Consider the following 11,757-nt stretch of genomic DNA (forward strand, 5'->3'; position numbering starts at 1 on the left):
CGGGGCGGCCATCGGCCTGGTCCCATCGTGGCACGGCTGGCGTACCGCCCGCCGGTGAAGTGGGTGGGCTACCCGCTGCGCAGCGGATCAGAACATCTGCCAGTCCGACGCACCGTCGGGCTGGGTGTACAACCCTGTCGAGCCCTTGACGACGACCGGGTCGCCGCTGCCGAAGTTGTCGTAGAACCACTGCGCGTTGGCGGGGCTGAGGTTGATGCAGCCGTGGCTGACGTTCGCCTCGCCCTGCGAGCCGACCGACCACGGGGCGCTGTGCACGAAGACGCCGCTGTTGTCGATCCGGACCGCGTCCTGGACCTTGAGCTTGTAGCCCTCGTCATCGGAGACCGGCACGCCGTAGGTGGACGAGTCCATCACGATGTCGGCGAACTTCTCCAGCACGTAATACGTGCCGTTCTTGGTCTCGTAGCCGCGCTTGCCCATGGAGATGGGGAACTCCTTCTCCACCTCGCCGTTGCGCACGACCGTCATGGTCTTTGCGGCGTTGTCGATCGTCGCGACCAGTTGCTCGGGCACGGTGAAGGACGACTTCGTGCCTGCGGCGTCGATGTTCACGGTGGTGCCCGCCGGCCAGAAGTCCTGCGGACGCCAGCGCAGCTGGGTGTCGCTGGTCCAGTAGAACCGGCCGGGAACCGGCGGGTTCGACGAGATGTGGACCGCATCCTGGGCCATCTGGCGATTCGCGATCGGCCGCTGGAAGTTGATGTAGATCGGCTTGGCGGCGCCGGCGATCGACCCGTTGGTCGGGTTGAACGACGGCGGCAGGAACGGCGCCTGCCCTCTGAAGGGCGTGGGATTCTGGCCCGCCGGGGTGCCCTCGGGAATCGGCAGCGGCGGCCCGGCCAGCGGATCGGCCGCAGGCGGCGCGAACGGGTTGGCCGCCGGTGGCGGCGGGGCGAACGGGTTGGGCGCCGGGGCCGGAGGCGGGGGCGCCCCGAACGGCGCCGCCGGTGGCGGCGGTGCGAAGGGCACCACGGGGGCGGGCGGCGGCGGTGGCGGTGGGGCGGGTTGCGCCGTCGCCGAGGGCGCTGCCAGCGCCATTGATGCCACGAGGGTTCCCGCGAAGATCGCGGTCACCAATTTCCGCACGGTTCGCTGCCGCATGCGTCACCTCCAATTGCACAAAGCTCGGAACCAGTCTCGCACAGCGCAGGGACCAGCTACCGCCTCGCGGGGCGGCTCGTCCGCGGCGTCGGCCGGCGGCCGACGCGCTGAACTGCGATGTTGATCGCTGAGAACGTTCCCAGCGTTACCCCCGGCAATGGCCGAGGGAACGCCGAACAGGTCGCGAACAGCCAGTACACCGCCCAGTGCGGCCCCGATTAGCACCGCCGACGCGGTGAGCAGACCGGCAGGCCCGGCCCACTCGTAGAGCACTCCGGCGGCCAGTGCGCCGGCCATGATGCCCACCTGGAACGCCGCGACGTAACGGCCGGACGCCGCGTCGGGGTTCTCAGGCGCGCTGCGGATGACCGCCGCCTGCAGCATCGGGGGCAGCGCCGTCGACGTGGCGCCCCACACCAGGACGGCGACGACGCCGACCAGCGCCGCGCGGCCGTCGGCCGCCGTCCAGGCCAGCACCCCGAACGCCGCGGCCAGCGCGCTGAGACCGCAGAGCACCGCGGCACGGGGATTCCGGTCGCCTGCGCGCGCCGTCGCCGCCATCGCCAGCAGGCCGGCGACGCCGAAGGCGGCCAGCAGCCACGCCAGCTGCGGACCTCGCAGTCCGACCACGTCGCGCAGGATCACGACGATGAAGGTGTAGGAGATGAAATGCCCGGTGACGCCGACGAGCGTCAGCGCCGACAGCGCACCGGACCGGCCGCCGGCATCACGTCGGCCGGATCGGCAGGCGGGGGCCGTTGCGGACGGCATGGCGGGCAGGATGGCGCGCGCGCCGAGCAGGACCGCCATCGCGGCGGCGGCGACCGCAAGGACCGCCACCCGCCAGCCCCACAGCTCGCTCATCGCGGCGGTCAGCGGGTTGCCCACCACCAGCGCGAGGCCGGTGCCGGTGTACACCGCCGCGGTCGCCCGCCCGGCGTGGTCGGCGGGCACCAGCCTGGCGCCGATGGGGGCGATCACCGACCACATCAGCCCGTGGGTGAGCGCGCAGAGCATCCGCCCGCCCGCGAGCACCGCGAAGTTCGGCGCCATCGCCGAGATGACCTGCGACGCCACCAGACACACCAACGTGACCAGCAGCGTCCGTCGCCGGGGCCAGTGCGCCGTCCATCGCACCAGCGGCACGGTGGTCACGGCGGCGACCAACGCATACCCGGCGAGCAGGGTGCCGACGAGCGCGGCGCTGACGTCGAGATCGGCCGCGATCGCTGGCAGCGCGGCGATAGGCACGATCTCGGCGGTGACGTAGACGAAGGCAGCCGCGGCCAGCACCGCCAGCGCAGCGGCGGTGCGGGGCGTCCACATCAGGGTGGGCGGTGGGTGGCGGATGTCGACGGTCATGGCAGCGTGGGTCACGGTAGTGAGCGGGAATACCGCAACCGCGGCGCGAATTGCCCAGGTGACGGATCGCCGCCCAATCGAGAGAGGATCGTGATGGTCAGTTTCGACGCGACACCGAAGGTCGAAGTTCCCGACGGTTACGAGCACCTGCTCGATCTACCGCTGTACGGCCACCTGGCGACGGTGCGTCCGGACGGGACGCCGCAGGTCAATCCGATGTGGTTCGCCTGGGACGGGGAACTGCTGCGGTTCACCCACACCACGAAACGGCAGAAGTACCGCACCATCGCCGCACAACCCGTGGTGGCGATGTCCATCAGCGATCCGAACAACCCCTATCGCTATCTCGAGGTGCGCGGCGTGGTCGAGGAGATCGTGCCGGACCCGACCGGGGCGTTCTACCTGCACCTCAACGACCGGTACAGCGGACCGTTGACCGAGCCGCCCGCCGATGCGCAGGACCGGGTGATCCTGGTGGTGCGGCCGACCGGCTTCAGTAAGCAGTAGCGGGGTCCACCGACAGCTCCCAACGCCAGACGGTGCCCTCGTCGGGGTCTTCGATCTCACCGGCATGCGTGAAGCCCAGCCTGCGCAGCACGCTGGTCGAGGCGTTGTGGTCGGCCAGCGTGTGCGCGACGATCGTGGAGAGCCGGTTGCTGCTGGCCTTCGCCTTGCCGATCATGGCCCGGGCTGCCGCCGTCGCCAGGCCCCGTCCGCGGAATTCGGGGGCGATCTCGTAGCCGATCTCGACCACACCGTTCTGCGGCGGCCCGACGAAACCACCCGAGCCGACGAGCAGCGCGCCGTTGTCGGCGAGGAAGAAGTGCATCCACCAGTCCGCCTGGTGCGGGTGCTCGGTCAGCTTGTCGATGGTGAACTCGACCGACTCCGGGAACTCGGGCCAGCCTTCGGGAACGTCAGCGCCGAGCAGCTCGCCGAAGGCGTTGCGGTCGGCACGCAGGGCGGTGAGGTGCTCCACCGTGGCGGGCATCAGCACGACGTCGATCACGTCAGCAGTGTGTCAGGCTGAGCCGATGATCGTGGCGTTCAGTGTGAGTCCGTCCGGCGGCGACGAGTCCGGCGGCGTGCGCGAGGCGGTCGCCGAGGCGATCCGGGTGGTGCGGGCGTCGGGGCTGCCCAACGAGACCAACGCCATGTTCACCAACATCGAGGGCGAGTGGGACGAGGTGATGGCTGTGGTGAAGCGGGCGGTCGAGGCCGTCGCCGCGGTGGCGCCCAGGGTGAGCCTGGTGCTCAAGGCGGACATTCGGCCCGGCTTCACCGGTCAGCTGACCGCGAAGGTCGAGCGCCTGGAACGCGAACTCGGATCCTGACGGGCCGCTAGGAGCGGACCAGCCGGGCGATGGCCGCTGACGCCTCGGCGAGTTTCGCGTCGGCCTCCTCGCCACCCTCGGCCACCGCCTGGGTGACGCAGTGGCCGAGGTGCTCGTCGAGCAGGCCGAGCGCCACCGACTGCAGGGCGCTGTTGACGGCGCTGATCTGGGTGAGGACGTCGATGCAGTACTTGTCCTCGTCGATCATCTTCGCGATACCCCTGACCTGTCCCTCGATCCGCCGCAGCCGCTTCGCGTAGTTGTCCTTCTGACCCGAATAGCCGTGCGCGCCGGTGGTTTCGACGCTGTCAGTGCGCACAGTGACGTCCTTGTCCATCGTGTCTAGCCGCCTCCAAGCATCTGCTTCATCTGGTCGATCTCCGCCTGCTGCGTGTCCACGATGTGCTGCGCCATCTCCTTGGCGCCGGCGTCCTGACCGTTGGCCAGCTCGGCCTTGGCCATCTCGACCGCGCCCTGGTGGTGGCCGATCATCGACTCCAGCCACAGTGTGTCGAATTCCTTGCCGCTGAGCGAGCGCAACCGCGACAGCGCGGCGTCGTCGACCATGCCGGGCATCGAGGAGTGGGCGCCGTGACCCATGTCGGCATCGGGGTTCTCGCCCCAGCCGCGCAGCATGTCGGCCAGCTGTCCCATCTCCGGGCCCTGGACGGCGGCGATGCCGGCGGCCAGTTCGAGCAGCGCCGGGTCGGTGGACCGGTCGCGCGCCAGGTCGGTGAGCTCGAGTGCCTGCTTGTGGTGCGGCATCATCTGCGTCGCGAAAGCCACGTCGTCGGCGTTGTGCGCCGCCTGCCCGGCGCTGTCCTGGGTCTCGCTGTGCTGATGGTCGGTGTGGCCGTCGGTGGCGTTGCCGGACTCCTGGCTGGTACACGAGGTCAGGAACAGGGCCGTGGCGAGGGCGGCCAGGATGGCGGCGCCGCGTGCGGTGAAGTTCGTCATGACACCACCGTACAGGTACCCCATGGGGGTATCGATAACGGTTTGGCCGGGTGAAACGCCAGGCGCATAATCGACGGATGCCCTCAGAGTCAGATGCCATCGACATCAAGCCGCGCAGTCGCGACGTCACCGACGGCCTCGAGAAGACCGCCGCCCGCGGGATGCTGCGCGCCGTAGGCATGGGCGACGACGACTGGGCCAAACCGCAGATCGGCGTCGGCTCGTCATGGAACGAGATCACTCCGTGCAACATGTCGCTGCAGCGGCTGGCACAGGCGGTCAAGGGTGGCGTGCACGCCGGGGGCGGTTATCCGCTGGAGTTCGGCACCATCTCGGTGTCCGACGGCATCTCGATGGGCCACGAGGGGATGCACTTCTCGCTGGTCTCCCGAGAGGTGATCGCCGACAGCGTCGAGACCGTCGTGCAGGCCGAGCGTCTCGACGGCACGGTGCTGCTGGCCGGCTGCGACAAGTCGATCCCCGGCATGCTGATGGCCGCCGCGCGGCTCGACCTGGCGAACGTGTTCCTCTACAACGGCTCGATCATGCCGGGCGTCGCCAGGATGACCGACGGCACCGAGAAGGAAGTCACGATCATCGACGCCTTCGAGGCGGTCGGGGCGTGCGCCCGCGGGCTGATGTCGCGCGAGGACGTCGACATCATCGAGCGCGCCATCTGTCCGGGCGAGGGCGCATGCGGCGGCATGTACACCGCCAACACCATGGCGTCGGCCGCCGAGGCGCTGGGCCTGTCGTTGCCGGGCAGCGCGTCGCCGGTGGCGATCGACAAGCGGCGCGACGAGTACGCGCGCAAATCCGGCGAGGCAGTGGTCGAGATGCTGCGTCGCGGGATCACGGCCCGCGACATCCTGACCAAAGAGGCGTTCGAGAACGCGATCGCCGTCGTGATGGCCTTCGGCGGCTCCACCAACGCCGTGCTGCACCTGCTGGCCATCGCGTGGGAGGCCAACGTGAAGCTCTCGCTGGAGGACTTCACCCGCGTCGGGCAGCGGGTGCCGCACCTCGCCGACGTGAAGCCGTTCGGCCGCCACGTGATGAAGCACGTCGACGAGATCGGCGGCGTGCCGGTCGTGATGAAGGCGCTGCTGGACGCCGGCCTGCTGCACGGCGACTGCCTCACGGTGACGGGCCGGACGATGGCCGAGAACCTCGCGCACATCGAGCCGCCCGACCCCGACGGCAAGGTGCTGCGGGCGATGAACAATCCGATCCACCCGACCGGCGGCATCACGATCCTGCACGGGTCATTGGCGCCCGAGGGCGCGGTGGTCAAGTCGGCGGGCTTCGATTCCGACGTGTTCGAGGGCACCGCAAGGGTTTTCGAGCGTGAGCGGGCCGCACTCGACGCGCTGGAGGACGGCACCATCACCCACGGCGACGTCGTCGTCATCCGTTACGAAGGCCCCAAGGGCGGGCCGGGGATGCGCGAGATGCTCGCCATCACCGGCGCGATCAAGGGCGCGGGTTTGGGCAAGGACGTGCTGCTGATGACCGACGGCCGGTTCTCCGGCGGCACCACGGGACTGTGCGTCGGGCACATCGCACCCGAGGCCGTGGATGCCGGACCGATCGCCTTCGTCAGGGACGGCGACCGGATCCGCCTCGACGTCGCGAAGGGCACGCTCGACCTGCTGGTCGACAAGGACGAGTTCGAGTCGCGCAAGGCGGGATTCGAGCCACTACCCCCGGTGTACAAGACGGGCGTGCTGGCCAAGTACACCAAGCTGGTCGGCTCGGCAGCCACGGGCGCCGTCTGCAGCTAGTTCGCCGGTGACCGCGGCGGTGGTGGCTGTGGTTCGAATGGTGAGTACCACCACCAGTCGGCGCGTTCGCCGGTGGGCCCGGGACAGGGAGGTACACCGGGTGGCGGTTTCGTCGGTGGTCGGGCCAGTGATGCCGAACTCAATTGCCTTCCGTCCCTGTCGGTGACGACAAGGTGCTGCGCCGGGCCGGTGATCGTGATGCCGCCTCGGTGGTGCATCCGGTGGTGATACGGGCAGACCAGGACCAGGTTGTCCAGTTCGGTGGCGCCGCCGTCCTCCCAATGCTTGACGTGGTGGGCGTGCAGTCCGCGGGTGGCTCCGCATCCGGGTACCACGCAGCACCGGTCACGGTGCTCGAGCGCCCGGCGCAGCCGGCGGCTGATCTGGCGGGTCTCCCGCCCGGAGCCGATCACCTGCCCGTGGCGTTCCAGCCACACCTCGAAGGTGGCGTCGCACAGCAGGAATTGGCGATCGGCGTCGGTCAGTACCGGACCCAGATGCAAAGAGGCGACCTGTTCCTTGACGTCCACGTGGGCGATCACGGTGGTGCGGTGTCCGTGCGGGCGGCGGGCCACCTCGGTGTCCCAGCCGGCGTCGACGAGGCTCAGGAACGCATCGACGGTGGTGGGCATCGGCGGAACCTGCTCGGATGCGCCATCGGGGTCGCCGTCGCTGTCGGTGTGGTCGCGTTTCCAATCGGCGACCATCCCGTCGAGATGTGACTGTACGGCGGCGTCGAGTTTGGCCGCCTCCAGGTGTGGCAGCCAGATCCGGTAGCAGGTGCCCTTGTCGTCGGTGGTCTTGCTGAACGACGGTGCGGGTTCAGGCTTGGGGTCGGGTTTCGGTTCCGGTGGGGGTGGGGGTTCGAGCTTGATCGCGGTGCGCAACTGGTTCACCGTCGCGGCGGTGACCAACTGGGCGTAGTGCGCATCCGATCCTGGCCCGGCCTTCTCGGCGATCACTCCGACCTGATCGAGTGACACCCGACCCTCGCGCAGGAGTTGGGTGCAGCGCGGCAATTCCTCCCACCGCTGCGCGACGGCGGTGACGATCTCTGCGTTCCTCGGTGACGACCCGGTCTTCCACGCCACCATCGCGGCCACCGACCGCGCGCCCGTCATGCCCCACAACCCGTCGCGGTCGATTTCGGCGACGATCTCCACCAACCGCCCGTCGATCGCGTTGCGTTGACCGCACAACTCGGCGATCTCGTCGAACAGCTCCGCCAGCCGGTCCTTCGGCCTCACCGAAGGAGCGAAAGACGTTGCGCTCAAGGACATGACCCCATCATTGCAGAAGGGTCCGACAAGTCGGACCGCGCGATCTACCGAGGCGGCGGGTCGATGGGGGTCATGGTGATCGGCACCCGGTGCGTGCCCACCCCCTCGCCCGGGCAACCGACTCCCCCGACGACGAGTGTGCGTTCGCCGTGGAAACTGCCGTCCGGCCCGGGAATCCAGAAGTCCGAGCGCTGCGACGGCACTCCGCTGTTCGGGTCGGTTCGTTGGCAGAGGTAGGGTTGCTCGCCGCTGGTCTCCCACCGACCGTTGGTCCAGCGATATTCGAATTGCGCTGGGGCGCCCGGATTACGGGCCCGATCACCGCTGTTGTCCATCCGCATGACGCACCCGTTCACGTCGCAGTGGGTGCTGAACTCGACCGGGAACGTCTTCGACTCCATCGGTGTCGGCACGCCGTTGAACGTCTGCTTGGAGAAGTCGACGAAAACGTCGTAGAACCCGTACGCCGGAACCGGTTCGACGCGGTCCGCATGAGCCACCGGCGAAGCCAGTAACGCCGCGCAGGCAACGATGACGGCGACCGACGCTGTTCTCGACATAGTCGTCGATAACACATGGCAGCGGCCGTCGTCGCTGAATGCGCGCTTTCGCCTCAGGTCCGGATGTGGGTGCTCAGCCAGGGACGGTGTGGTGGTTGATGCCGAGCCAGCGGGACAGCTCCGGATCAGGCACGGCCGCAGCCAGTTCCGCCGACACGCGGACCGGCGGTGGCGACTCGAGCCCGTCCTCGGCCGCGAGAGCGCGACTCAGGATGGCCGTGGCGATCTCCGGCCCGAACCGGTGCAGGTCGACGGAATCGGCGGCCCCTGCGCCCACCGTCTCGGCGATCAGTGACGCAACGCTGCCCGCGGCAGGGGCGGGCGCCACGCCCTGGGCGAGCGTGACGGTCTCGAGGCCGGCGCCGAGGTCGAGGTCGGCGCCCAGAAGCGCCGCGGCGTCCACGATGCCCGCGCCCATCTCTCTGGAGTTCCACCCCTGCGGCCGCCGGGCCGTCGCCTTGGCCAGTCGCAGGAACATCTGCTGCAACGTCTCGCCGCGGGCCTGCGCCTCGGCGATGAGCGCATCGCGGCCGTGGTGGGCGAGCCACATCGCGGCCACACCGGCGGTCATCGCGACCGCGAAGCTGGTGCCCTGGCCCTGTTCGGCGCCACCCGAGCGCGCCGCCCGCCACACGTTCTGCGCCGGTGCGGAGATGTCGACCGCCGAACCGCGGCACGATCCTGGCCACTGTCCGTCGCGGGCGTTGACGCCGGCGACCGCGATGCACTCGCCGTAGCGCGCGGGCCACACCACCTGCCGGACGCAGTTGCCCGCCGCGGCGAGCACGATCACGTTGTCGGCCACCGCCCGCAGCAGCGCGGCGTGCAACGAGAACGACGGTATGCCACCGAGACTCATGGTGATGACGTGCGCGTCGTTGCGGACCGCCCAGTCGATGGCCTTCGCGACCGACACCTGGGTCACCCGGATCACGCTCTCGATGGCCCGGATCGGCATGTGCCGCGCGGCGGGTGCGGAGCCGATCACCGTCAGCGACTTCGGTGAGACGACGACACTCGCCGTCCCGGTGCCGTGCCCGGGATTGAAGCCGTCGAGCGGGTCGGTGGGATCGCTGTCGTCGTCGAGTGTGTCGAATCCGCCCGCGCGGTCCACACCCTCGAGTTCGGGATGCAGGAAGACGCCGGTGTCGGGCTGGGCGATGACGATGCCCGCGCCTGCCGCCGGACGGCCGAGTGATTCCGAGAGCGCCCACGCCTCCCTCGCCCGGATGGTGTCCAGTGCCCAGTCCGCCGCCAGTTCCGGCTCCGTGGCCACGTTGCACCCGGGTACCCCACCGAGGCTCTCCTGCACCGGTTCGGCGGGATCGACCTCGGGGAAGAACGCCGTCGGCAGGTCGGGTTCGGCGGCGGGTGCGCCGACAGCATCGCCGAGGACGTAGGCCGCCGAGAACGCCGCCGCGGGTGACACTCCGTCGAAGGTGCGGCCCGGCATCTCGACCACGAGCACCGGCGCGTCCAGCACCGACACGGTCACCGTCAGTTCCGCGCAGGCGTCCCGCACCGTGGCGGACACCTCGTCCGCGTGCTGGTCGTCGCGCAGCTCGACGGCGAATCGTGCTGGCGCTCCGCTACTCCCGGGCGGCCTCGGTGTCGTGGCCGCTTCGAGTGCGTCGGTGACTGCGCTCATGTTCCACCCCCGCGTCGGTCACGCCAGCATGACACCGGAACACGCCGGAAGAGCCGATGTGCGCAAACTGTGCGCGAACGGGCAATTCGTCAGTGCGCGGCCACCATCCGGTCGATGCGGCGCAGCGCGATCGCCAGCACCGGCAGGTAGGCGCCCGCCCACACCGGCGCCGCCATGCTGGCCAGCGCGCCACGGTCGTGCGGCACGACGCTGTGCCGGGTCGCCGGGATGCCGGCCACCTGCCACGACCAACTGCGCCCCGGTTCGAACTCGGTGATGGTGAACGGCAGCGGGACACCGACCGGGGTCCACACCTTGCCGCGCTCGCCGAGGCCGAGTTCGTCGGCGTCGAGCAGCTCCGCACCCGAGACGGTGGGGCCCCACTCCGGCCAGCGGTTCAGGTCGGTCAGCACCGACCAGACCGCGGCCGGTGACGCGCGGATCACCCGGTCCACGGAGAGCATGCCGCTGCGCAGCGCGAGGTTCATGCCGTGGCGATGCCCTGGAGGCGGTCGCGCTAAACGATCGCGGACCGGATTCGATTTGCGCCGAGCTGGGTACTGATCACGCAGTCCAAGGATCCCCGACAGAAATCGAGTTCAGATGCCCGCCCAGCGCACCATCCGCCGTTTTCCCGTCACCGTCGGTGCCGCGGCCATCGCCGCGAGCGCACTGCTCGCCGCCTGTGGCGGCGGCGACGGCGAGTCCTCGGAGAGCAGCACCACGAGCTCCACCACCTCCACGACGACCACCACCTCGGTGGCGCCGCCCGCCATGACGCCGAGCAGCGCGCCTGCGCCTGCGCCGGGGGCTCCGGGTGCGCCGGGGGCTCCGGGTGCGGGAGCCGGACCGGGCGGTGCGACCGCGCAGGTGCCGGGCGCCGACACGGGTGCGGGCGCGGGACCGGGTGGCGCGACCGCGCAGGTGCCCGGCGCCGATGCGGGTGCCGGACCTGGTGGCGCCACGGTGCAGGTCCCAGGCGCCGAGGCGGGTGCCGGACCGGGCGGCGCAGGCGCGTGCGTCGGACCCCTCTGCACTCCCTGACGCGAAGCCCGACGGCCGTCGGCTAGACGACCACCGCGACGGCGAAACCGTCCCAGTTCTTGGTGCCGACCGTCTGGATCGCGGCGGCGTCGAGGCGCGGGTGGTTGCCGATCATCTCCAGCATGTCGCGCACCGCGCGGGCCTGCCGGTCATCCGGTGCCGGATCCAGCACGCGGCCCATCCGGGTGACGTTGTCGACCACGATGACCGAACCCGGATGGCCGAGCCGGATCGCCCACTCGACGTAGGCGACGTTGTTCTCCTTGTCCGCGTCGATGAACACCAGGTCGAACGGCTCATCACGGTCGGCGAGGGTGGGCAGGGTGTCCAGGGCGGCGCCGACGATCACCTCGACCCGGTCGGCGACGCCGGCGCGGGCGAGGTTGGTCCGCGCCACGTCCGCGTGTGCGGCGTCGAATTCGAGGGTGACGACGCGGCCACCCGCTCCGACACCGCGCGCGAGGTTGATGGTGCTGTAGCCGGCGAGGGTGCCGATCTCGAGGACGCGGCGCGCCCTGGCAATCGACGTGAGCAGTCGCAGCAGCGCACCGTGCTGCGCCGACACCTCGATCGCCGGCATGTTCGCCGCGGCCGCCGACTCTCTGGCCGCGATCAGCGCATCGTCCTCGGTGTGCAGCAGCGCGGTGAACATCCCGTCGACCGCGC

13 protein-coding genes and 1 pseudogene are annotated in these 11,757 nt (G+C 70.1%); 3 read left to right on the top strand and 11 right to left on the bottom strand.

All coding sequences use genetic code 11. The features are described 5' to 3' along the window. Positions 1 to 87: 87 nt before the first annotated feature. Positions 88 to 1,122, bottom strand: a complete 1,035-nt coding sequence (locus tag AB0K11_RS14620) for a L,D-transpeptidase (RefSeq protein ID WP_364977590.1) — start codon at positions 1,120 to 1,122, stop codon at positions 88 to 90. A 195-nt stretch (positions 1,123 to 1,317) separates the two neighbouring features. Beyond that, positions 1,318 to 2,484, bottom strand: a pseudogene (locus AB0K11_RS14625) (MFS transporter); the annotation flags it as partial. Between the two features lie 93 nt (positions 2,485 to 2,577). On the opposite strand from AB0K11_RS14625, the gene AB0K11_RS14630 reads away from it, so the two are divergent. Next, positions 2,578 to 2,991 carry a PPOX class F420-dependent oxidoreductase gene (locus tag AB0K11_RS14630; RefSeq protein ID WP_364977592.1) on the top strand — a complete coding sequence of 138 codons (414 nt, stop codon included), beginning with the start codon at positions 2,578 to 2,580 and terminating at the stop codon, positions 2,989 to 2,991. On the opposite strand, the gene AB0K11_RS14635 is transcribed toward AB0K11_RS14630, so the two are convergent. Further along, positions 2,978 to 3,493, bottom strand: a complete 516-nt coding sequence (locus AB0K11_RS14635; RefSeq protein WP_364977594.1) for a GNAT family protein — start codon at positions 3,491 to 3,493, stop codon at positions 2,978 to 2,980. The genes AB0K11_RS14630 and AB0K11_RS14635 overlap by 14 nt on opposite strands. A gap of 25 nt (positions 3,494 to 3,518) precedes the next feature. Here AB0K11_RS14635 and AB0K11_RS14640 point away from each other — a divergent pair, with 25 nt between their 5' ends. Further along, positions 3,519 to 3,818 carry a thiamine-binding protein gene (locus tag AB0K11_RS14640; protein WP_364977596.1) on the top strand — a complete coding sequence of 100 codons (300 nt, stop codon included), beginning with the start codon at positions 3,519 to 3,521 and terminating at the stop codon, positions 3,816 to 3,818. Positions 3,819 to 3,825: 7 nt separating this feature from the next. Here AB0K11_RS14640 and AB0K11_RS14645 read toward each other — a convergent pair whose 3' ends face one another. Next, positions 3,826 to 4,137 carry a metal-sensitive transcriptional regulator gene (locus tag AB0K11_RS14645; protein ID WP_364977598.1) on the bottom strand — a complete coding sequence of 104 codons (312 nt, stop codon included), beginning with the start codon at positions 4,135 to 4,137 and terminating at the stop codon, positions 3,826 to 3,828. A gap of 23 nt (positions 4,138 to 4,160) precedes the next feature. Further along, on the bottom strand, positions 4,161 to 4,775 hold the full coding sequence (locus tag AB0K11_RS14650; RefSeq protein WP_364977600.1) for a DUF305 domain-containing protein: 615 nt from the start codon (positions 4,773 to 4,775) through the stop codon (positions 4,161 to 4,163). A gap of 77 nt (positions 4,776 to 4,852) precedes the next feature. On the opposite strand from AB0K11_RS14650, the gene ilvD reads away from it, so the two are divergent. Further along, positions 4,853 to 6,559, top strand: coding sequence for a dihydroxy-acid dehydratase (ilvD, locus tag AB0K11_RS14655; protein WP_364977602.1), 1,707 nt, complete (start codon positions 4,853 to 4,855; stop codon positions 6,557 to 6,559). On the opposite strand, the gene AB0K11_RS14660 is transcribed toward ilvD, so the two are convergent. The 6 genes from AB0K11_RS14660 to AB0K11_RS14685 all read right to left on the bottom strand — a co-directional run bounded on the left by AB0K11_RS14660 (position 6,556) and on the right by AB0K11_RS14685 (position 11,743). Continuing rightward, complete coding sequence (locus AB0K11_RS14660; RefSeq protein WP_364977604.1) at positions 6,556 to 7,839, bottom strand: DUF222 domain-containing protein; 1,284 nt, start codon at positions 7,837 to 7,839, stop codon at positions 6,556 to 6,558. The genes ilvD and AB0K11_RS14660 overlap by 4 nt on opposite strands. A gap of 44 nt (positions 7,840 to 7,883) precedes the next feature. After that, entirely contained in the window at positions 7,884 to 8,399 is a 516-nt protein-coding gene (locus AB0K11_RS14665; protein ID WP_364977606.1) for a hypothetical protein, read from the bottom strand. A 73-nt stretch (positions 8,400 to 8,472) separates the two neighbouring features. Further along, on the bottom strand, positions 8,473 to 10,047 hold the full coding sequence (locus AB0K11_RS14670) for a S8 family serine peptidase (protein ID WP_364977608.1): 1,575 nt from the start codon (positions 10,045 to 10,047) through the stop codon (positions 8,473 to 8,475). Between the two features lie 89 nt (positions 10,048 to 10,136). Next, complete coding sequence (locus AB0K11_RS14675) at positions 10,137 to 10,535, bottom strand: SRPBCC family protein (protein WP_364977610.1); 399 nt, start codon at positions 10,533 to 10,535, stop codon at positions 10,137 to 10,139. Positions 10,536 to 10,646: 111 nt separating this feature from the next. Beyond that, entirely contained in the window at positions 10,647 to 11,012 is a 366-nt protein-coding gene (locus AB0K11_RS14680; protein ID WP_364977612.1) for a hypothetical protein, read from the bottom strand. A 101-nt stretch (positions 11,013 to 11,113) separates the two neighbouring features. Further along, complete coding sequence (locus AB0K11_RS14685) at positions 11,114 to 11,743, bottom strand: O-methyltransferase (protein WP_364978476.1); 630 nt, start codon at positions 11,741 to 11,743, stop codon at positions 11,114 to 11,116. Positions 11,744 to 11,757: the final 14 nt, after the last annotated feature.

Origin of the sequence: Mycobacterium sp. NPDC050551, assembly GCF_040674075.1 — a bacterium.
In the GTDB taxonomy this organism is placed as follows: Bacteria; Actinomycetota; Actinomycetes; order Mycobacteriales; family Mycobacteriaceae; genus Mycobacterium.